We start from the raw sequence: 21,375 nt of genomic DNA, 5'->3' as shown, positions 1-21,375 counted from the left end.
GTTCCCGCCACCATTACTCGTGGCATTACCACCGCCACCACCAGTCGCGTTCCCGCCACCATTACTCGTGGCATTACCACCGCCACCACCAGTCGCGTTCCCGCCACCATTACTCGTGGCATTACCACCGCCACCACCAGTCGCATTGCCACCACCATTACTCGTGGCATTACCACCGCCACCACCAGTCGCATTGCCACCGCCATTGCTCGTGGCATTACCACCGCCACCACCAGTCGCGTTCCCGCCACCGTTGCTCGTGGCGTTGCCGCCCTTACCACCGGTCGCGTTGCCCTTGTGCTTCTTGTGGTGGTCGCTGTGGTGCTTGCCCTGGTGGGCCACCATCGTGACGGTCGACGAGTCGGGCATCGTGGACGCCGAGGCGGCGGTGGCCGGGAGAATGATTCCGCCGGCGACGACCACGGCCGAGGCGACGATCGTCGAGAGGCGGATACCTCGCTTGGGACGGACGGCCTCGTTGTTCTCGTTGATGCGCTTCATGACGTTCTCCTACTTGAATCGGGGCCCTTTTCGGTTTCCGGTTCTCACCGGTGGGGCCGTGCTTCAAGTAGGCCGGAATGCCGGAACGCGGTCACGTTCCGAGGACTCGGGACTTGACGGCAGGGGCAATGGCGGTTAATGGGCCCCGAGGACCGGCCCGGCCCAGCCGGGCGGATCGGGCACCGGCTCCGGCTCGGGTACGTCGGCCGCGCGGTGCTCCGGGACGTCCGCCGGCGCCGGAGTCGGCATCGGCGTCGGTGCAGGCGGAGCCAGGCCGGCCTCGCCCGCCGCCGCGCGCAGCGCCGTCACGAACTCCAGGCAGGTGCCGTACCGGTCCTCCGGGGCCTTTGCCAGGGCCTTGCGCAGGACCTCGTCGGCGGCCCGCGGGAGCTCCGGCCGCCGCTCGCTCACCGCGGGCGGCGGGTCGTACTGGTGCGCCCACAGCAGTTCGAGGTGGTCGTCGCGCTCGAAGGGGGGCGCGCCCGCGAGGGTCTCGTGCACGACGCAGGCCAGGCTGTAGAGATCGGACCTGCCGTCCACCGGGCGGCCCGCGATCCGCTCCGGCGCCACGTAGTCGAGCGTGCCGACGAACTCCCCCGCGGTGGTGAACCCGGTGAGCGACAGGGACTTCTTCGCCAGCCCGAAGTCCGTGAGGTACACGTGCTCGGGGTGGTCACTGTCGACGCCCTTGGCGACCAGGACGTTGCCGGGTTTGACGTCCCGGTGGACCAGTTCGTGGGCGTGGGCCGCGTCCAGGGCGGAGGCCAGCTGGGCGGCGATGCGCAGCGCGGCCGGTACGTCGAGAGGGCCGTCCCGGTCGAGCACGGCCCGCAGGTCGAGACCGTGGACGTAACACATCGCGATGTACAGGATCCCGTCGGCCTCGCCGGCCTCGAAGACGGGCACGATATTGGGGTGGTCGATGGCGGCGGCCACCCGGGACTCGTACGCGAAACGGCGGCGGAAGGCGTCGTTGCGGGTGTACTCGGGGGCGAGCAGCTTGAGGGCGACCGTGCGGCCCAGGCGCAGGTCGGTGGCGCAGTACACAACGGCCATGCCGCCGCGGCCCAGCTCGCGCTCGACCCGGTAGCCGGCGATCTCCGCCCCGATCAGCCCGGAGGGGCGGCTGGGGGGCCAACTCACGCCTGAATTCTACCGAGTGATCCACATGTGCGCCGCACAGGATCTCTCGATGAGGGCGTGGCAGAGGCCCGGGCCTCCCTCACGGAACCCGGGCCTCGCCTTTCCGGCAGCGTCCGTCACGCCGCGACCGGAACCTCCCGCGTCGCGCCGTTCGTGGCGGGCGCGAGCGCCAGCTCCAGGACCTGTCGGACGTCGGACACGGCGTGGACGTCCAGCTTGTCCAGCACCTCGGCCGGGACGTCGTCCAGGTCGGGCTCGTTGCGCTTGGGGATGATCACGGTGGTCACCCCGGCGCGGTGCGCGGCGAGCAGCTTCTGCTTCACGCCGCCGATGGGCAGCACCCGGCCGGTCAGCGAGACCTCGCCGGTCATGGCCACGTCCGTGCGGACCAGGCGGCCGGAGAGCAGCGAGGCGAGGGCCGTGGTCATCGTCACGCCCGCGCTCGGGCCGTCCTTCGGCACCGCGCCCGCCGGGAAGTGGATGTGCACGCCCCGGTCCTTCAAGTCGCCGACCGGAAGCTCCAGTTCGGCGCCGTGGCTGCGCAGGAAGCTCAGCGCGATCTGCGCCGACTCCTTCATCACGTCACCCAGCTGCCCGGTCAGGGTCAGACCCGCCGCGCCGGTCTCCGGGTCGGCGAGGGACGCCTCCACGAAGAGCACGTCACCACCGGCTCCGGTGACCGCGAGGCCGGTCGCGACGCCGGGCACGGACGTACGGCGCTCGGCCGGGTCCTGGGCGGACTCGGGCACATGGTGCGGGCGCCCGATCAGTCCGCGCAGGTCCTCGTCCCGTACGGTGAACGGCAGCTCCCGCGCACCCAGTTCGTGCTGTGCGGCGATCTTGCGCAGCAGCCGCGCGACGGACCGCTCCAGGGTGCGCACGCCCGCCTCGCGCGTGTACTCGCCGGCGAGCTTGCGCAGCGCGCTCTCCTCGATCGTGACCTCGTCCTTGTTCAGACCGGCCCGCTCCAGCTGGCGCGGGAGCAGGTGGTCACGGGCGATGACGATCTTCTCGTCCTCCGTGTAGCCGTCCAGGCGGACGATCTCCATCCGGTCGGCCAGGGCCTCCGGGATGGCCTCCAGGACGTTGGCGGTGGCCAGGAAGACGACGTCCGACAGGTCGAGTTCGACCTCCAGGTAGTGGTCGCGGAACGTGTGGTTCTGCGCCGGGTCCAGGACCTCCAGCAGGGCGGCTGCCGGGTCGCCCCGGAAGTCCGAGCCCACCTTGTCGATCTCGTCGAGCAGCACGACCGGGTTCAGGGACCCGGCCTCCTTGACGGCGCGCACGATCCGGCCGGGCAGCGCGCCGACATACGTACGCCGGTGGCCGCGGATCTCGGCCTCGTCACGGACGCCGCCGAGGGCGACGCGGACGAACTTCCGCCCCATCGCGTGCGCGACGGACTCGCCGAGCGACGTCTTGCCGACGCCGGGCGGGCCGACGAGCGCGAGCACGGCACCGCCGCGCCGGCCGCCGATGACACCCAGGCCGCGCTCACTGCGCCGCTTGCGCACCGCCAGGTACTCGGTGATGCGCTCCTTCACGTCCTCCAGACCGGCGTGCTCGGCGTCCAGGACCGCCTTGGCGCCCTGGATGTCGTACGCGTCCTCGGTGCGCGTGTTCCACGGCAGCTCCAGGACGGTGTCCAGCCAGGTGCGGATCCACGAGCCCTCCGGCGACTGGTCGGAGGCGCGCTCCAGCTTGTCGACCTCCTTGAGGGCGGCCTCGCGGACGTTCTCCGGCAGGTCGGCGGCCTCGACGCGGGCGCGGTAGTCGTCGGACTCCTCGCCCTCCTGCTCGCCGTTCAGCTCGCGCAGTTCCTTGCGGACGGCCTCCAGCTGGCGGCGCAGCAGGAACTCGCGCTGCTGCTTGTCGACCCCCTCCTGGACGTCCTTGGCGATGGTCTCGGCCACGTCCTGCTCGGCGAGGTGGTCGCGGAGCTGCTGCGTGGCGAGCTTCAGCCGGGCCACCGGGTCGGCGGTCTCCAGCAGCTCCACCTTCTGCTCGGTGGTCAGGAAGGGCGAGTAGCCGGAGTTGTCGGCCAGCGCCGAGACGTCCTCGATGGCCTGGACACGGTCGACGACCTGCCAGGCGCCGCGCTTCTTCAGCCAGCTGCTGGCCAGCGCCTTGTACTCCTTGACCAGGTCCGCGACCTGGCCCGGCAGCGGCTCGGGCACGCTCTCCTCGCTGCGCGCGCCCTCGACCCACAGCGCCGCGCCCGGCCCGGTGGTACCCGCGCCGATCCGCACCCGGCTCCGGCCGCGGATCAGGGCACCCGGGTCGCCGTCGGCCAGCCGGCCGACCTGCTCGACCGTGCCGAGCACACCCGTCTTGGCGTACGTGCCGTCGATGCGTGGCACCAGCAGAACCTGGGGCTTTCCGGGCGTGGAACGCGCGGCGGCCTGTGCGGCCTCCACCGCGGCCCGTACCTCTGTGTCGCTCAGGTCCAGCGGAACCACCATGCCGGGCAGTACGACCTCGTCGTCGAGCGGCAGCACGGGCAGGGCGAGCGTGAACGCCGTGGACTCAGCAGCCATGATCTCCCCTTAGGCAGTCAACTTGAGTTATGCCGACTCAACTAATGCCGGTGCATGGATGTTCCCGGGCTGCCGTTCGCTGTGAGCGATCAGGGGGTGACGCATGGGTTTCCGCAGATGGGGGGCTAGGCCGGCTGCTGCCAGCGGCGCACCAGGGGCCAGGCCGCTATGCCGATCGACAGGGCGATCAGATGGCCCCAGTTGGTCATCGGGTCCTGGAAGGCGATCAGGTCGTCGAGGAGGGCGCCGGTGAACAGGGCGAGCAGGGGCCAGCGGAGCCAGGGGGTGAGCAGGCCCGCGAGGGCGCTGGTGCTGGCCGCGACGCCGAAGCTGATGCCGTAGTCCAGGCGGTGCAGCGAGGTCTCGGGAAGGTGGCCGAAAAGGACCGCCAGGCCCACCGGGACCTCCGTGGCGAGAGTGGCGAGGACGTGCCCGGCCAGGAACACACAGACGGCCCGCGCCCCGCCTATGCGCCGCTCCAGCCCGGTCAGCACGAGCACGAAGGCGAGCGCGTACGGCGACAGGACCCCGCCCGCGATCCACAGCGCGCTGGCCAGCAGCACCAGTACGGGCGTGCGCACCAGGTGGGCGACGTCCGTGCTGGAGTCCTGGTAGAGCGCGTGCATGAGCCCGGGGTCGGCCAACGCCGCGATCAGCGAGGTGACGGCCAGGACGGCCGCGTAGGCGAAGGTGTAGGGGGTGCGCCCCGGGGACGGCAGCAGGTGCCAGGGGCGAGGACGCAGGGCGCGCTCTTCCGCGGGCGCGGGGGCAGGCGCGGGTGCCGTGGCGCCTCGCTGGCGCGGCATGCCGTCCAGGAAGCGGGCGATGCCGGGGGCCGAGGGGACTGCGGGGCCGTCGGCGGGAAGGGGCAGGCCCGGCGGGGGCGAAGACGCGGCCGTCGCAGGGCCTTTCGCGGTCCGATCCACGGTGTGGCGCTCCTTCCGTCGCGCCCCACCCTTGGCGTTGCGCGGGCCCCTGTCTATGACCGACGCCACGCGAGAGCCGATTCAAAGCAACCTCTCAAGCTCCGGATGCGTCCGGCCGCCGCCCCTGCTCAAGGCCGCGGCGGGGAAACCACCCTCCCGTCATCCGTAATTCCCGTGCCCGCAAAGCCCCGTTCGAGCAGGATGGGCTCATGACTGCCGCGTACGACGCCCCCGTGGTCCTGGACCGGCGCGATGGCCCCTTCGGAGAAGTGGTGCTGCGCAGACACGGGGAGCTGTTGCAGATCATCGCCAACGGCTGCTTCCTGATGGACACCTCCGACGGCCGCTCGGAGCGGCTGCTGGTCGACGCCGCGTACGGGGCCCTGGACGGGCGGTCGGCGCCGGACGTGCTGATCGGCGGGCTGGGGGTCGGGTTCTCGCTCGCACACGCTGCCGCCGACTCCCGCTGGGGGCGGATCACGGTGGTGGAGCGGGAGCCCGCCGTCGTCGACTGGCACCGGCGCGGACCGCTCGCACAGGTGTCCGCGGCGGCCCTCGCCGACCCCCGTACCGAGATCGTGGAAGCCGACCTGGTGAGGTACGTCCATGAGACTTCAGACACGTTCGACGCCCTGTGTCTGGACATCGACAACGGCCCCGGATGGACCGTGACCGAGGACAACGGCGGACTGTACTCACCCGCCGGACTCGCTTCCTGCGCAAGGGCGTTGAAGCCGGGTGGGGTACTTGCCGTATGGTCTGCCGAGCCCTCTCCGGAATTTGAAGGAAGTTTGCGGAATGCCGGGTTCCGGCAGGTGCGTACCGAAGAGGTGCCCGTTGCCCGGGGCGTTCCGGACGCCGTGCACCTCGCCGTCCGACCTGGATAGCGACGGCACGGCGAGTCCCCGTAGGGTGCTTCTCTGACGCGGATCATTCAAGCGTCAATCGCAGTCATGGGATCTCCCCACGGATTCCGGAAAGCAACATAAGCAACAGGGGCGGGCGATGGAGCAGACACACACCTCCCAGAGCGGCGCGGCGACGAGCACCCCGGGGGCTCAGCGTCGCGTGCTGGTGGTCGAGGACGATCCCACGATCGTCGACGCCATCGCGGCCCGGCTCCGCGCCGAGGGATTCCTCGTGCAGACCGCGGTCGACGGACCGGCCGCCGTCGACACGGCCGAGGCCTGGCAGCCCGACCTGCTGATCCTCGACATCATGCTGCCGGGCTTCGACGGCCTGGAGGTCTGCCGCCGGGTGCAGGCGCAGCGGCCGGTGCCGGTGCTGATGCTCACCGCGCGGGACGACGAGACGGACATGCTGGTCGGGCTCGGGGTCGGCGCCGACGACTACATGACCAAGCCGTTCTCGATGCGGGAGCTGGCGGCGCGCGTGCACGTGCTGCTGCGGCGCGTGGAGCGGGCGGCCCTGGCCGCCGCGACGCCCCGCTCCGGCATCCTGCGGCTCGGCGAGCTGGAGATCGACCACGCGCAGCGCCGGGTACGGGTGAAGTCGGAGGACGTCCACCTGACGCCCACCGAGTTCGACCTGCTGGTGTGCCTGGCGAACACCCCGCGCGCGGTGCTCTCCCGTGAGCAGCTGCTGGCCGAGGTGTGGGACTGGGCGGACGCCTCCGGCACCCGGACCGTGGACAGCCACATCAAGGCGCTGCGCCGGAAGATCGGCGCCGAGCGGATCCGTACCGTGCACGGTGTGGGCTACGCGCTGGAGACGCCGACGCCATGAGCGGCGGGCGCGAAGCCGCACGGAGGGGCCCCGGGCACCCCGCTGGGGAACCCTGGGGCGGCGTACGCCCGTTCTCGATCAAGACCAAGCTGGGCGCTCTGGTCGTCATCTCGGTGCTGATCACCACCGGTCTGTCGATCGTCGCGGTGCACACCAAGACCGAGCTGCGTTTCATCACGGTCTTCTCGATGATCGCCACGCTGCTGATCACGCAGTTCGTGGCGCACTCGCTCACCTCGCCCCTGGACGAGATGAACGCGGTGGCCCGCTCCATCTCGCAGGGCGACTACACGCGCCGGGTGCGCGAGAACCGCCGGGACGAGCTGGGCGACCTGGCCGAGACGATCAACGTCATGGCCGACGAGCTGGATGCCCAGGACCAGCAGCGAAAAGAGCTGGTCGCGAACGTCTCGCACGAGCTGCGCACGCCGATCGCCGGCCTGCGCGCGGTGCTGGAGAACATCGTCGACGGGGTCACCGAGGCCGACCCGGAGACCATGCGGACGGCCCTGAAGCAGACCGAGCGGCTCAGCCGGCTCGTGGAGACGCTGCTGGACCTGTCCCGGCTCGACAACGGCGTCGTACCGCTGAAGAAGCGCCGCTTCGAGGTGTGGCCGTACCTGTCGGGCGTGCTGAAGGAGGCCAACATGGTCGCCTCCGTGCGCGCGGACATCGCCTCCGGCTCGGGCAAGCACACGCGTACGGACGTCCATCTGCACCTCGACGTCTCCCCGCCGGAGCTGACCGCGCACGCGGACCCCGAGCGCATCCACCAGGTCGTCGCGAACCTGATCGACAACGCGGTCAAGCACAGCCCGCCGCACGGCCGCGTGACCGTACGGGCGCGGCGGGGGCCGCAGCCGGATTCGCTGGAGCTGGAGGTCCTGGACGAGGGGCCCGGCATCCCGCGCTCGGAGTGGCACCGGGTGTTCGAGCGGTTCAACCGCGGCTCGGTGACCCGGCCGCACGGCCCGGGCAGCGACGGCGGCACCGGTCTCGGCCTCGCGATCGCCCGCTGGGCGGTGGATCTGCACGGCGGCCGGATCGGTGTGGCCGAATCCGATCGCGGTTGCAGGATCATCGTCACTCTCCCGGGAGAGACTTCCGTCCCAAGTTGACGTAAAGTCCGAACCGGAGCCACAAGATCCATGCGCGTCCGCGCAGCCGGACACGTGTGATCTGCGACGGGCCCGGGCGCGCGCCTGCACTGATCCGCGCCGGGCCCCGTTCGGCGAACCCGCACACATCCGCTGACATGCGGAACCACGCTTGTTTCCCGCCATATCAAGCCCTGAAACAAGATTTCCGGTGTGACTTACGCGACGATGAACGGGCTCGACCTGACCTTCGCGGTCTTGGAGGCGTAGCCTTTATTTCCGCTGTCCATCACCTTGTGAAGCGGAAGAGGGCGGTTGCCGCCGTGTCGCCACAGTCCCCCAGTAACTCGAGCATCTCCACCGACGACCAAGCCGGGAAGAACCCCGCTGCTGCGTTCGGTCCGAACGAGTGGCTCGTCGACGAGATCTATCAGCAGTACCTCCAGGACCCGAATTCGGTAGACCGTGCCTGGTGGGACTTCTTCGCCGACTACAAGCCGGGCGCGCCTGCCGCCCCGGCTCCGGCGGGTACTGCGGCCACGGGGGCCGCAGAGACCACCACCACGGCTCCTGCGGCCCCGAGCGCGTCCGCGGCCCCGGCCGCCGCCGCTCCCGCCCCGGTGGCCCCGAAGCCCGCCGCGGCTCCGGCCCCCGCCCCGGCCAAGCCGACGGCGCCCGCACAGGCGCCCGCTCAGCCGAAGCCCAAGGCCGCTCCCGCCGCGCCCGCTGCGGCGGCCCCCGAGGGCCCCGAGCTGGTCACCCTGCGCGGCCCGGCCGCCGCGGTCGCGAAGAACATGAACGCCTCGCTGGAGCTGCCGACGGCCACCTCGGTCCGCGCGGTCCCGGTGAAGCTGCTGTTCGACAACCGCATCGTCATCAACAACCACCTCAAGCGCGCCCGCGGCGGGAAGATCTCCTTCACGCACGTCATCGGGTACGCGATGGTGCAGGCCATCAAGGCCATGCCGTCGATGAACTGGTCCTTCGGCGAGAAGGACGGCAAGCCGACCCTCGTCAAGCCGCCGCACGTCAACCTCGGCCTCGCCATCGACCTGGTCAAGCCCAACGGCGACCGCCAGCTGGTCGTCGCGGCGATCAAGAAGGCCGAGACGCTGAACTTCTTCGAGTTCTGGCAGGCCTACGAGGACATCGTCCGTCGCGCCCGCGACAACAAGCTGACGATGGACGACTTCACCGGCGTGACGGTCTCCCTGACCAACCCCGGCGGCCTCGGCACCGTCCACTCCGTGCCGCGTCTGATGCCCGGCCAGTCCGTGATCATGGGCGTCGGCTCCATGGACTACCCGGCGGAGTTCCAGGGCACCTCCCAGGACACCCTGAACAAGCTCGGCATCTCGAAGGTCATGACGCTCACGTCGACCTACGACCACCGGGTGATCCAGGGCGCCGCCTCCGGCGAGTTCCTGCGCCAGGTCGCGAACCTGCTGCTCGGCGAGAACGGCTTCTACGACGACATCTTCAAGGCGCTGCGCATCCCCTACGAGCCGGTCCGCTGGCTCCGGGACATCGACGCCTCGCACGACGACGACGTCACCAAGGCCGCCCGCGTCTTCGAGCTGATCCACTCCTACCGGGTCCGCGGTCACGTGATGGCCGACACCGACCCGCTGGAGTACCGCCAGCGCAAGCACCCCGACCTGGACATCACCGAGCACGGCCTCACCCTGTGGGACCTGGAGCGCGAGTTCGCCGTCGGCGGCTTCTCCGGCAAGTCCCTGATGAAGCTGCGCGACATCCTCGGTGTCCTGCGCGACTCGTACTGCCGCACCATCGGCATCGAGTTCATGCACATCCAGGACCCGAAGCAGCGCAAGTGGATCCAGGACCGCGTCGAGCGCCAGCACACCAAGCCGGAGCGCGAGGAGCAGCTGCGCATCCTGCGCCGCCTGAACGCGGCTGAGGCCTTCGAGACCTTCCTGCAGACGAAGTACGTCGGCCAGAAGCGCTTCTCGCTGGAGGGCGGCGAGTCCGTCATCCCGCTGCTGGACGCAGTCATCGACAGCGCCGCCGAGTCGCGCCTGGACGAGGTCGTCATCGGCATGGCCCACCGTGGCCGCCTGAACGTCCTCGCCAACATCGTCGGCAAGTCGTACGCGCAGATCTTCCGCGAGTTCGAGGGCAACCTCGACCCGAAGTCGATGCACGGCTCCGGCGACGTGAAGTACCACCTGGGCGCCGAGGGCACCTTCACGGGCCTGGACGGCGAGCAGATCAAGGTCTCGCTGGTCGCGAACCCCTCGCACCTGGAGGCGGTCGACCCGGTCCTGGAGGGCGTCGCCCGCGCCAAGCAGGACATCATCAACAAGGGCGGCACGGACTTCACCGTCCTGCCGGTGGCCCTGCACGGCGACGCGGCCTTCGCGGGCCAGGGCGTCGTGGCCGAGACGCTGAACATGTCGCAGCTGCGCGGCTACCGCACCGGCGGCACGGTCCACATCGTCATCAACAACCAGGTCGGCTTCACCGCGGCCCCCGAGTCCTCGCGTTCCTCCATGTACGCGACGGACGTGGCCCGCATGATCGAGGCCCCGATCTTCCACGTGAACGGCGACGACCCGGAGGCCGTGGTCCGCGTCGCGCGGCTCGCCTTCGAGTTCCGCCAGGCGTTCAACAAGGACGTGGTGATCGACCTCATCTGCTACCGCCGCCGCGGTCACAACGAGTCGGACAACCCGGCCTTCACCCAGCCGCTGATGTACGACCTGATCGACAAGAAGCGCTCGGTGCGCAAGCTGTACACCGAGTCCCTGATCGGTCGGGGCGACATCACCCTGGAAGAGGCCGAGCAGGCCCTCCAGGACTACCAGGGCCAGCTGGAGAAGGTCTTCACCGAGGTCCGCGAGGCCACCTCGCAGCCGGCCGACGGCGTCGTCCACGCGCCGCAGGACGGTTTCCCGGTCGCGGTCCCGACCGCGATCTCCGCGGAGGTCGTCAAGCGGATCGCCGAGTCCCAGGTCAACGTCCCCGACCACATCACCGTCCACCCGCGTCTGCAGCCGCAGCTGCAGCGCCGTGCGGCGATGGTCGAGGACGGCACGATCGACTGGGGCATGGGCGAGACCCTGGCCGTCGGCTCGCTGCTGCTGGAGGGCACCCCGGTCCGCCTCGCGGGCCAGGACTCCCAGCGCGGCACCTTCGGCCAGCGCCACGCGGTGCTGATCGACCGGGAGACCGGCGAGGAGTACACGCCGCTGCAGTACCTCTCCGATGACCAGGCGCGCCTGAACGTCTACAACTCCCTGCTCTCCGAGTACGCGGCGATGGGCTTCGAGTACGGCTACTCGCTGGCCCGTCCCGAGTCCCTCGTGATGTGGGAGGCGCAGTTCGGTGACTTCGTCAACGGCGCGCAGACGGTCGTGGACGAGTTCATCTCCTCGGCGGAGCAGAAGTGGGGCCAGACGTCCGGCGTCACCCTGCTGCTGCCGCACGGCTACGAGGGCCAGGGCCCGGACCACTCGTCCGCGCGTCCCGAGCGGTTCCTCCAGCTCTGCGCCCAGAACAACATGACGGTGGCCATGCCCACGCTCCCGTCGAACTACTTCCACCTCCTGCGGTGGCAGGTGCACAACCCGCACCACAAGCCGCTGGTCGTCTTCACCCCGAAGTCGATGCTGCGCCTGAAGGCGGCGGCCTCGAAGGCGGAGGAGTTCACGAGCGGGGAGTTCCGCCCGGTCATCGGCGACAGCACGGTCGACCCGGCCGCGGTCCGCAAGGTCGTCTTCTGCGCCGGCAAGGTCTACTACGACCTGGAGGCCGAGCGTCAGAAGCGCGGTGCCACGGACACGGCGATCATCCGCATCGAGCGCCTGTACCCGCTGCCGGGTGCCGAGCTCCAGGCGGAGGTCAACAAGTACCCGAACGCCGAGAAGTACCTGTGGGCCCAGGAGGAGCCGGCGAACCAGGGTGCCTGGCCGTTCATCGCGCTCAACCTGATCGACCACCTGGACCTGGCGGTCGGCGCGGACATCCCGGCCGGCGAGCGACTGCGGCGCATCTCCCGCCCGCACGGCTCGTCCCCGGCGGTGGGCTCCGCGAAGCGCCACCAGGCGGAGCAGGAGCAGCTGATGCGTGAGGTGTTCGAGGCGTAGGCCTCCGGCGGTTCAGCCGACACACTCAGGGTCCGGTGCCGAGTTCGTTCTCGGTGCCGGGCCCTTCGCCTGTCCGTCGGGGCGATTTCGGCCGTACGCGGCTGCGGGTCCGTCGTGGCTGGTCGCGCCCAGGCGGCGGAGCCGCATATCGACACAGCCCCGCGCCCCTTTGGGGCAGCCCCTTCGGGGCGCCCCGGCTCAGCCCAGGTATGCCTCGAAATCCCAGTAGGGACGGACCCGCTGGCGGGCGGAGAGGGTGTGCGGATGTTGCGCGCCCAGGGTGCGGGTGAGGGTGAGGAGGGCGTCCTCCTCCAGTTTGGTGGCCTCCTCGTGCTCGTTCACGCCCCGCAGATCCGCGGCGAGAGCCACCTGGCAGGAGAGGGTGAGCGGGTGCTCGTGGTCGAGGACCCGCCGGGCCCGCCGCAGGGTGTCCCGGCTCAGCTGCGCGGCCTCGGCGATCCGGCCGGTGAAGTTGCGGGCAGCGGCCGTGTTGAGGGCGCAGCCCAGAACCCACGGATGGTCGCCGGACAGGCTGGAGGTGAGCCCGGCCAGCGCGGACTCCGACATCGCCAGCGCGTCGGCGCGTTCCCCCGCGGCCTGCATGATGAGCGCGGTGTTGGAGAGCATGCCCGTGGCGACGGGGTGGGCGGGGCCGAGCAGGGCGCGGTAGCCGGCCTCGGCCTCGTCGATCAGTTCCCGCGCCTGGCTCAGGTCGCCGTGCTCCCGCAGGTAGTTGCCGTAGTTGGTGAGGAAGGCCAGGGTGCGGTAGTGCTCGCGGCCGTGCAGCTGAGCCAGCTGTTCCAGCAGCGCGGCCATCGACGGCCCCACGTCGGCGTTGTGGGCGCCGTCCCGGCGGCGGCACATGGCCAGCTGGACGCGTGCCTCCAGGGTCTGCGGGTGCTGCGCTCCGAGCACCTGGACATGCAGTCGGACCACCGGCTCCTGCCGGGACAGGGCGTCGCGGTAGCGGCCGAGCAGGCGCAGGGAGTGGGCGACGGCGCTGCCCGAGTTGAGGGTGTTGATGTGCCGGGCGCGCAGCACGTTCTCGCGCCGGGACAGGGTGTCCAGGTCGAGCTCGTAGGCCTCCGCGTACCGGCCCAGCAGCCGCAGGCTCACGCCGAGGTTGTGCCGGGCGACCAGGGTCGCGGCGTCGTCGGCGCCGAGAAGCTGTGCGTTGCCTTCCAGGACCTGACGCTGAAGGGCGTACGCCTCCTCGTACCGGCCCAGGTAGCGCAGATCTCCGGCCAGGGAGCCCTGGGTGATCAGCTCGGCGAGTTCGTTGCGCCGGGGGGCGGCCTGCACCCGCTCCAGGAAGCGGCGGTCCAGCTCGTGCGCCTCACGGAACCTGCCGCTGGAGCGCAGGATGTAGCTCTCCAGGTTGGTCAGTTCGAGCATGTGCTGGGACAGCGGGTCCAGGGTCTTCGACCAGCGGTCGCGGATCTTCTGGGCCAGTTCGAGGCCGCTGTTGTACTCGCCGCTGCGCCGGCAGTACTGGAGGCAGTTGAGGACCGTCGCCCGCACCCGCGGCTGGCCACTGCTCAGCGCGCCGGAGGGTTCCAGGTGCGGCAGCAGCTCGGCGTAGCGCGGCCAGTTCCTGCTGTCCACGGGGTTGCCGGGGTCGGCCTCGGCGAGCAGCGTGCGCACCGCCCGGCGATGGACGGCCTGGTTCTCGTCGCTGGTCAGCTTGGAGACGATGTCGTGCACGAGCCGGTGCATATGGACCGACTCCTGGTGCGGGCCCATCTCGGCGCCGAGCGGGCCGCGGGTCTCGCGGGTGAGCACCGAGTAGTTGACGAGGGTGTCCAGGGCACGGGTCCAGGCGGGCAGGTCCGTGACCATCCAGCGCAGCTCTTCGGGCAGGTCGGTCTGCGGGTAGGCGCGGATGAGGCCCAGCGGGATGCGTCCGGGGGCGAAGGACGTGCACAGCCCGAGGACGTCGATCGCCTGGGGCTGGGAGCGGCGCAGCCGGTTGAGCAGTATCGACCAGGAGGTCATGGAGGACTGCGGGAAGCCCTCGCCGGTGGCGGGCTCGTCCACGGTGGAGAGCTTGCGCTCGCGCACCATCCGCAGGTATTCGGGCACCTCCATGCGGGACTCGCCGAGCCAGGAGGCGGCCTGCACCAGCGGCAGCGGTACGTCGCCGAACTCGGCGGCGACCTCGTCTGCCTCGGCCGCGGTGATGTGCGGGGCGCGCCGCATCAGATAGGCGGTGGACTCCGCGCGCAGGAAGCCCGGCACCTCCAGGACGTCGGTGTACTCGGTCCAGGCCCGGTTGCGGGAGGTGATCAGGACATGGCCCGACCCCTGCGGGAGCAGCGCGTTGATGCCCTCGCTGTCGTCCCAGCCGTCGAAGATGACCAGCCAGTTGGCGTAGGGCTCGCCGCGGCGCAGCGCGTGCAGGACGGCGCGGATGCGCTCGCCCGGCTCGCCGCCGATGGGCAGGCCGAGTTCCACGGCGAGTTCGCCGAAGCGGTCGCGCTGGACGTTGCGGTCGTCGGAGTTGACCCACCACACCAGGTCGTAGTCGGTGCTGAAGCGGTGCGCGTACTCGGCGGCGAGCTGGGTCTTGCCGATGCCGGACATGCCGAGCAGGGTGCAGGCGGCGGCGCCGCGCTCGGCGTCGGAGAGGCGCTCGTGGATGTCGTTGAGCAGGTCGTCGCGGCCGGTGAAGCGCGGGTTGCGGCGCGGCACCTCCCCCCAAATCTCGCAGCGCAGCTCGGGGTAGCGGGCCCGGCCGGACAGGACGCGCGGGTTGCGCCGGCGTTCCAGGCCGAGCCGGCCGAGCAGCCGCTCCTCGGCGGCTTCCTCGCTGAGCGCCCAGAGGCTGGCCGGTTCGAGGACGGCGGTGGCGGGCAGCAGCGGCCGGTTGGTGAGGTTGACAGCGGCGAACCGGTCCGCGTGGGCGGCGACGAAGCCGCGCAGCACGTCGTTCCACTCACCCGCGGGGCGCGGGCCGAGTTCGAAGAACCAGTCGTTGAGCACGAGCAGCACCCGGCCGCTGGAGAGCAGCAGGTCGCCGAGCGAGTCCTCCAGCGGGACCTCGCGGGGCGGGTCCCAGCGTTGCAGGGTGACACGGTGGCCGTGGCGTTCCAGGGTCTGCGCGATCCAGCTCGCCCATGAGCGGTGATAGCCGGGGAAGACCACCAGGAAGTGCTGTGCCCCGTCGCTGTCCGACCGCCGCTGTTCCGCCATCGCCGCTCCCTGCTTCTCCGCGCCCGACTCGCGGGCGAGCGCCCACACAACGTAGCGCAATACACCATGTACGGCCTGTCACCCAGGACTTCTCGCCGCCACGCCGAGACTTGCGTGGCGCCGTTCCATCTCCTGGACGAACTCCCGTCCGGCAAAGGTCAGTTCATCTGATTCACGGAGTATGGACAAGGCTTCTCCGACCTGATCCCAGTACACCTCGAACTGGCGCTCGGCCCGGAGCCGCCAGCCCTCCGTGCCGGCGGGTCCGGCGCGGGCCCGCCCCCACAGGTCGGTCAGGGCCAGGTGGGCGTACACGCCCTGGAACACCCCGGGGACGGGGCGCGGATCGGGCCGCCAGCCCACCCGGTACCGGGCGCCGCCGGGCCGGTACAACGGCACGAGTTCGTGCAGCGCGGCCAGCTTGGTGTGCTGGGTCTCGTGCACCAGGGCCTCGGCCAGGCGGTCGCCGCCGTACGGCAGCTGGCTGAGCATGGCGCCGGGGGCGGTCCGCAGGGTCGCGCTCATCGGGGTGCCGTCCGCGGGCCCCGACGGCGCCAGGGGCACCACGGCCCGCAGCACCGTCCCCGTCTCCGCCACCCGGCCGGGATCGGTCGCCGCCAGCAGCGCCCGCGCGGCCCGCCAGACTTCGGCCCACCGCGCGGGGGTGGAGTGCGGGCGCCCGGCGGCGGCCAGCGCCTCGGGGCCGATCCCTTGCGCCGGCGCCCGGTACGGGTCCAGATCGTCGAGGAGTACGGCGCTGCCGGGCAGCGCGCGCAGCCCCGACCAGCCGGTGCCGCCGCCGACCGGCCGGTGGGCGGCGGGGCCGCCGCGGGTGAGCAGCGCCTCGGTCCGCCCGGCGGGGTCGCCGATGCGCGCCAGGCCCGGGTATCCGCCCAGCAGGACCCGGCCGGACGGGCAGCGCAGCACGCCGAGGCCGGGCAGCGCGAGCAGCCCCGAGGGCACCGCCCGCTCCCCCGTCACGGCGCAGCCCGCGCGGACGGCGGCGGCCAGGGCGACCCCGCTCAACTGGGCCAACTGCCCTTCCAGCGCGGGGCCTTCGGGGGCGGCGAGCGCGGCGGCGAGCCAAGCCCCGGTCATCGGGTAGTCGAGGACGTCACGGACCGCCGCCGGGTCGGACCGCTCGGCCCGCTCCAGCAGCGCCCAGTCGGTCTCGAAGCGGCTGCGGGCGGCCGGAGCGAGGGAGGCGCGTTCCCGCTCGACCCGGACCAGGAGGGCCTTCAGGAGCAGCATGCGACGCGCGTGGAGTGCGGCACGCAGTGCCGCGGTACCCGCGTGGGCGGGCCGGGTGGTGGCGAGTTGCCTGATGATCTCGACGGGGACGGTCGCCAAGATCATCCCCAGTCGTCCTTATCGGCGGCCGACGCGCCGAGTCCGGCTGGAAACGTTCGGTCCGCGGGCGGGACCGGACTCCCGGGCGGCCTCAGGAAATCCTCGCCGACGTACCAGACCTCGCTCGGCTCCCGGGACCGGCACAGGACCCCCGCCACTGCCGTCAGCAGCCCCGGATCGTCCATGGCGCGCAATGTCCGCAGGTCGACGTCGGTGAGGTCGGGCGGGGGCGCGGTCCGGCCGCCGTCCTCCCCGGGACCGGCCGCTCCTTTCCTCTGCTCCGTCACCTCGGCTCCCTCCCTGCCTACGCCCGCCCCGCACGGCCATAACAGCTGCCCAGTTCTTCCCGAGGCGCAGGGAGCAGAAACCCTGAATCGATCAACTCCGGTCAATTGCCGACCAGTTCGCCTACTCGCCGGTCCAGGGCCACCACGGCGGAACCGCTTCCCGCCACTGCGACTCCGGCATCGAACGGCCGTCGTCCACAGCGGCTTCCCCGGACTCCTCCTCGGCCCGCCGGGACAGCTCGACATCCGCCCAGTCGACCTCGTTCAGCGTGCCAACGAGCCGCTGCCACTGCTCGCGGGCCGCCCGGTGGGCGTCACGGGCCGCGCGGGGCCGCCCCATCAGCGTGAGCACCGTGCCGGCGGCGTACCGGGCTCGTGCGGCCGTCACCGAGCCGGGGTCGCCGCCGTGGGCGGCCCGTGCCTCCCGCTCGGCGTTCTCATACGCCTGCAGCGCCTCCATCAGCACCGGCGCCCCGGCGTGGTACCAGCCCTCCAGCCGTACCCGCCCCAACTGCAGCCAGGCCTCGGCCCGTACGGCCGGGTCGGCCGCCGCGCGCACCGCCTGGCCGAGCAGGTGCCGGCTCTCGAACAGGTCGGGCAGGAAGCCGACATGGCGGAACCGCTGGGCGAGCGCGCTGCCGACCAGGCCCTGCAGCCGGCCGCGGTCCGCGGACCTCGCGGGCAGCGAGTTCAGCGCCTCGCGCAGCACGTACTCGGCCCGGTCCACGACGTCCGCGCCGTCCGGCCCGGACGCCCGCCTGAGCAGCGACTCGCCCCAGGCGGTGAGAAGCCGCCCGCGCTGGGCGCCATCAGCAGGCGCGAGCAACACGGCCCGCTCGTACGTCTCGTCGGCCTCCCGGTGCTCGCCCGTCCCGTCGTGGAAGGCGGCCAGCGCGGCCAGACAGGGCAGCAGCAGGGCGGGATCGCGCCCGGCGACCCGCTGGGCCAGCAGCAACGTCTCGCGCGCCTCGGCACCATCGGCCCCGGCTCCCCGCAGGGCCCGCGCGAGATCCAGCAAGGCAGGCGCCCGCACCCCGTCACCAGCCCCCTCGGCCGCCAACAGGTCACACCCCTCGCGGAGTTCGGCGACGGCCACCCCAGGGCGCCCGAGATCGAGCAGAATCCGCCCGCGCAGCAGAGCCCGAGCCCGGTGCGCGGCCACCTCCCGGGGCACCTCGTCCGTGACGTCTCGGTCGGCCCGGCCGTGGTGGCGGTACCACCCCCTGGCCCGCTCGGCCACCCCCGGCCACGGCGGGCTGTCGGCGGCCAGAGGGGCCAGCGCGGCGGTGAGGGCGGCCGACTCTGCCGTCTGTTGCCACAGTTCGCGGTGGCAGGAGGCGAGTTCGAGGGCGGCATCGGCTCGTACGCGGCTGTCGGCGGGAGCGTCCGCGTGGGCCGCGGCGAGTTCGGCGGCGGCCTCGCGCAGCAGCTCGGTGCGTCGGCCCGCCGCTCGCGCGGCGGCCGTGCCGGCCTCGGCGCGCAGCACGCGGCCGAGCACGAGGCGGGCCCGGGCGCCGGGCTCGGCGGCGCCGTCGGCCCCCGGACCGGGCTCGGTGCCGGTCGCCGCGGCCAGGGCCTGTTCCCGGGCGCGGCGCAGCACTTCCGGGTCGGCCAGCTGGTGGAACTGGTCGAGCAGGTGCTCGGCCTCGGCCAGCGGGTCGGAGGGGATCAGGCCCGGCAGGTAGAAGCGCAGGACGCGGGCGGGCACGCGCGCGAAGAGTTCGGCCTCGACCCCGCCCCCGCCGTCCCGCGGCCCGGTGCCCTCGGCGGGCCCCCCGGTGCCCGCGTCGGCGCCCGCGGCCGGGTCCTGGTCGGCGAGCCGGGCCGAGGCGAGGGCGGCGAAGTTGCGGGTGCCCTTCCCGAAGTGCCGTTCCACATAGGCCGAGCAGTGCTTGAGGACGAGGGAGGCGGTGTGCTGGTCGAGGGAGGCCAGCAGCAGGTGCTGGACCCGTTGGGGGTACACGAAGCAGGGCTGGTCCTCGGTCCCGGGAAGCTGCCGCAGCAGCCCGCCGAGCAGCACCTCGGCCAGTTCCATCGGGCCGGTGTCGGGCAGCATCGCCCGCTGGACCAGCTGCATCACGGGCAGCGTGAGCGGGGCCGCGGCGAAGTAGACGGCCAGCCGGAGGGCGCCGGGCGAGGCTCCGGCGCGGAAGGCGCGCAGCAGGTCGTCCTCACTGCGCTGCACGGGGGCGGGGGGTGCGACCGGGGCCGTCGTACCGGTTCCCGCGTAGGCGGCCCAGGCGTGTTCACTCGTGGGCCCGGTGCCGCCGAGCAGCCGCGCGAAGGCCTCGAACGCCTCCGGGGTGGGCTGCAGCACCGGCACGGGCCGGGCGCCCGGGTCCGGTTCGTCCCAGGGCTCGTCGTCCGGCAGGAAGTCCAGGCGCCCGCCCGCGTCGGCGGACCGGACCAGCCGGCCGGGCTCGGCGGGCAGCGCGGTGCGGCCCCACAGCCGCGGCGGCAGCGGCTGGACGACGGCCAGCGGGGCAGTGCGCGGCCAGGCGTGCAGCAGGCGCTGGGCGCTGCCGTTCTGCCACAGGGGGCCCACGCAGTCGCTGATGACGAAGGTGATCCGGCGGCCGGTGGGGTCGTGCAGCTGGTCGGCCGGGCGCAGCCGGGTGCGCCGGCCGGGACCGGCGGTCGTACCGATGACCGGGGCTCCGGATTCGTCGGCGTACAGGTGGTGGACGCGGACGGAGACGAACGCGCCGGACTGCTGGCAGGCCTGGCGCAGTTCCTCGACCAGCCGCCCCCACACGGCCATCGCGGGCCCGGTGTCCATGAGTAGCTGGACCTCGCAGCGCGGGCGGCGCACCGGCCGGGTGACGGGGAGCAGGATGCCGCTGGCGGCGGCCCGGTCGGCCGTGGCCTCCTCGTCGATCCGCTCGTCCCGGTCGCGCAGGGAGGCGGTCCGGTAGCGGCCGAGCGCGCGCAACGCCCGCTCCAGTCCGAGCAGTCCGGGCAGGGCACCGGCGGCGGGGGCCCGTACGGGGAAGGAGGCGTAGGGCGCCGAGGAGGCCCCGCCGTCCAGGGTGGCGTCCTCGGTCCGCGTGCGCGGCCCGAAGCCCGGGGTGTGCAGCGGGACGGCAGGCAGGCCCGCGGGCGTGCGCCGCGGCTCGGGGCCGTCGTACGGCTCCGGGGGGCCGGCGGACGGCTCGGCGGCCGGAGGTACGTCTGCGTCGGGTACGTCGGCGAATCGGCTGCCGGAGGGAGGTGCGGACGGCTCGGAGTCTGCGCCGTGCGGTGCCGCGCCGAGCGAACGGGCGAGCCAGAGCGCGTCCGCCACGTCCTCGGCGGTGACGTCGAGCCCGCCCCGGCGCAGTTTCCCGATCAGCTCGTCCAGCCGCATCCCCGGCATCCGTCCCTCACCTCGTACGGTCGAGCGGCTGCATGAGCATCTCCGCGATCCGCTCCCGGGTGAGGCTCTGCGCCCGCGGGTCGTGCCGGGTGAGGAAGAGGGCGTTGAGAAGCTGGTCGGCGGCGAGCACCTCACCGGGTTCGCGCGCCAGGAATCTGCGGATCAGATCGGCGCCGCCCTCGACGCCGTCGGTACCGAGGTGGGCCTCGACCATGGCGGTCAGCTGCTCCTCGCCGGGGGGGTCCAGCTCCAGCTGGATGCAGCGGCGCAACAGCGGGGCGGGGAAGTCGCGTTCGCCGTTGGAGGTCAGGACGATCACCGGGAAGGAGGTGCAGGCGATCCGACCGCCGTGCACGGCGATCCGGTCACCGTCGTGGGTGAGCACGTCCACCACGGGTTCTCGGTCGGCGAGCCGCTCCAGCTCCGGGATGGAGAACTCGCCCTCCTCCAGGGTGTTGAGCAGGTCGTTGGGCAGGTCGAGGTCGCTCTTGTCCAGCTCGTCGATGAGCAGGACGCGGGGCAGCTCGGAGGGCAGCAGCGCGGTGCCGAGCGGACCGAGCCGGATATACGAGCCGATGCCGGAGGCGGTGGCGGCGGCCCCGTCCCCGCCCCCCGCGCGCTCCAGCTGGACGTCCTGCAGTCGGCCGATCGCGTCGTAGCGGTAGAGCCCGTCCAGGAGGGTGGTGCGGCTGACGATGGGCCAGCGCAGCACCCTGCCCAGGCCGAGTTCGTGGGCGATCGCGTACGCCAGGGTCGACTTGCCGGTGCCCGGGTTGCCGGTGACCAGCAGGGGCCGGCGCAGATACAGCGCGGCGTTCACGGCGTCGACCTCGGCGGGCCGGGGCGCGTAGTTCTCGACCACGCGGCGGCGGACACCGAGGCGGCGGGCGCTGCTGGGATCCTCCAGGCCGGACTCCGAACCGTCCTCCGGGCCGGGATCCGCGCCGTACCGGGACGCCGCGAAGTCGCGCCAGGGCGGTGGTTCGGGCAACCGCTGGATGCCGTCGTGCGGCTGACCCACTCCACGGTAGATCCGCCAGTCGTTCACCTTGGGCTCCTCCCGGCTCTGGTGATCATGCAGCGGGCCCGGCCGGCCGACCATGAGGCTACCGCTCGCCGGCCGTGCCTGCCG

At 72.2% G+C, this 21,375-nt stretch carries 13 protein-coding genes; 4 read left to right on the top strand and 9 right to left on the bottom strand.

What is annotated here, in order from left to right; genetic code table 11:
- The 4 genes from ACWD3E_RS25595 to ACWD3E_RS25580 form a co-directional block, all read right to left on the bottom strand.
- On the bottom strand, positions 1 to 501 hold a 501-nt coding region (locus tag ACWD3E_RS25595), incomplete at its 3' end, for a hypothetical protein (protein WP_451389886.1).
- A gap of 135 nt (positions 502 to 636) precedes the next feature.
- Positions 637 to 1,644, bottom strand: coding sequence for a serine/threonine-protein kinase (locus ACWD3E_RS25590; protein WP_451389885.1), 1,008 nt, complete (start codon positions 1,642 to 1,644; stop codon positions 637 to 639).
- 116 nt (positions 1,645 to 1,760) lie between these two features.
- Complete coding sequence (gene lon / locus ACWD3E_RS25585; protein ID WP_451389884.1) at positions 1,761 to 4,181, bottom strand: endopeptidase La; 2,421 nt, start codon at positions 4,179 to 4,181, stop codon at positions 1,761 to 1,763.
- A 125-nt stretch (positions 4,182 to 4,306) separates the two neighbouring features.
- Positions 4,307 to 5,107, bottom strand: coding sequence for a rhomboid-like protein (locus tag ACWD3E_RS25580; protein ID WP_451389883.1), 801 nt, complete (start codon positions 5,105 to 5,107; stop codon positions 4,307 to 4,309).
- 209 nt (positions 5,108 to 5,316) lie between these two features.
- On the opposite strand from ACWD3E_RS25580, the gene ACWD3E_RS25575 reads away from it, so the two are divergent.
- From ACWD3E_RS25575 to ACWD3E_RS25560, 4 genes are all read left to right on the top strand, one after another.
- Positions 5,317 to 5,994 (top strand): spermine/spermidine synthase domain-containing protein, encoded by a 678-nt coding sequence (locus ACWD3E_RS25575; RefSeq protein WP_451389882.1) that lies wholly within the window; start codon positions 5,317 to 5,319, stop codon positions 5,992 to 5,994.
- Between the two features lie 118 nt (positions 5,995 to 6,112).
- Positions 6,113 to 6,853 (top strand): response regulator transcription factor, encoded by a 741-nt coding sequence (locus ACWD3E_RS25570; RefSeq protein WP_451351782.1) that lies wholly within the window; start codon positions 6,113 to 6,115, stop codon positions 6,851 to 6,853.
- On the top strand, positions 6,850 to 7,971 hold the full coding sequence (locus tag ACWD3E_RS25565) for a HAMP domain-containing sensor histidine kinase (RefSeq protein WP_451389881.1): 1,122 nt from the start codon (positions 6,850 to 6,852) through the stop codon (positions 7,969 to 7,971). The genes ACWD3E_RS25570 and ACWD3E_RS25565 overlap by 4 nt, the downstream gene beginning before the upstream one ends.
- 302 nt (positions 7,972 to 8,273) lie before the next feature.
- Positions 8,274 to 12,059 (top strand): multifunctional oxoglutarate decarboxylase/oxoglutarate dehydrogenase thiamine pyrophosphate-binding subunit/dihydrolipoyllysine-residue succinyltransferase subunit, encoded by a 3,786-nt coding sequence (locus tag ACWD3E_RS25560; protein WP_451389880.1) that lies wholly within the window; start codon positions 8,274 to 8,276, stop codon positions 12,057 to 12,059.
- A 198-nt stretch (positions 12,060 to 12,257) separates the two neighbouring features.
- Here the strand turns inward: ACWD3E_RS25560 and fxsT are convergent, their stop codons facing one another.
- The 5 genes from fxsT to ACWD3E_RS25535 form a co-directional block, all read right to left on the bottom strand.
- On the bottom strand, positions 12,258 to 15,251 hold the full coding sequence (gene fxsT, locus ACWD3E_RS25555; protein ID WP_451389939.1) for an FxSxx-COOH system tetratricopeptide repeat protein: 2,994 nt from the start codon (positions 15,249 to 15,251) through the stop codon (positions 12,258 to 12,260).
- A 78-nt stretch (positions 15,252 to 15,329) separates the two neighbouring features.
- The gene (locus ACWD3E_RS25550; protein WP_451389879.1) at positions 15,330 to 16,607 is read right to left on the bottom strand and encodes an aKG-HExxH-type peptide beta-hydroxylase; all 1,278 of its coding nucleotides are present in this window, start codon (positions 16,605 to 16,607) and stop codon (positions 15,330 to 15,332) included.
- Positions 16,604 to 16,888 (bottom strand): hypothetical protein, encoded by a 285-nt coding sequence (locus ACWD3E_RS25545; protein ID WP_451389878.1) that lies wholly within the window; start codon positions 16,886 to 16,888, stop codon positions 16,604 to 16,606. The genes ACWD3E_RS25550 and ACWD3E_RS25545 overlap by 4 nt, the downstream gene beginning before the upstream one ends.
- A gap of 121 nt (positions 16,889 to 17,009) precedes the next feature.
- The gene (locus ACWD3E_RS25540) at positions 17,010 to 20,243 is read right to left on the bottom strand and encodes an SAV_2336 N-terminal domain-related protein (protein ID WP_451389877.1); all 3,234 of its coding nucleotides are present in this window, start codon (positions 20,241 to 20,243) and stop codon (positions 17,010 to 17,012) included.
- 7 nt (positions 20,244 to 20,250) lie between these two features.
- Entirely contained in the window at positions 20,251 to 21,291 is a 1,041-nt protein-coding gene (locus tag ACWD3E_RS25535) for an AAA family ATPase (protein ID WP_451389876.1), read from the bottom strand.
- Positions 21,292 to 21,375: the final 84 nt, after the last annotated feature.

This window comes from Streptomyces sp. NPDC002676, assembly GCF_053592455.1.
Note: the sequence above shows the minus strand (reverse complement) of the source record. Positions and strands in the feature narration are given on the sequence as shown.

Coding starts and splice junctions, on each gene's coding strand:
- lon (WP_451389884.1), bottom strand. CDS start 4,181: ATGGCTGCTGAGTCCACGGCGTTCACGCTCGCCCTGCCCGTGCTGCCG.
- ACWD3E_RS25575 (WP_451389882.1), top strand. CDS start 5,317: ATGACTGCCGCGTACGACGCCCCCGTGGTCCTGGACCGGCGCGATGGC.
- ACWD3E_RS25570 (WP_451351782.1), top strand. CDS start 6,113: ATGGAGCAGACACACACCTCCCAGAGCGGCGCGGCGACGAGCACCCCG.
- ACWD3E_RS25565 (WP_451389881.1), top strand. CDS start 6,850: ATGAGCGGCGGGCGCGAAGCCGCACGGAGGGGCCCCGGGCACCCCGCT.
- fxsT (WP_451389939.1), bottom strand. CDS start 15,251: ATGGCGGAACAGCGGCGGTCGGACAGCGACGGGGCACAGCACTTCCTG.
- ACWD3E_RS25550 (WP_451389879.1), bottom strand. CDS start 16,607: ATGATCTTGGCGACCGTCCCCGTCGAGATCATCAGGCAACTCGCCACC.
- ACWD3E_RS25540 (WP_451389877.1), bottom strand. CDS start 20,243: ATGCCGGGGATGCGGCTGGACGAGCTGATCGGGAAACTGCGCCGGGGC.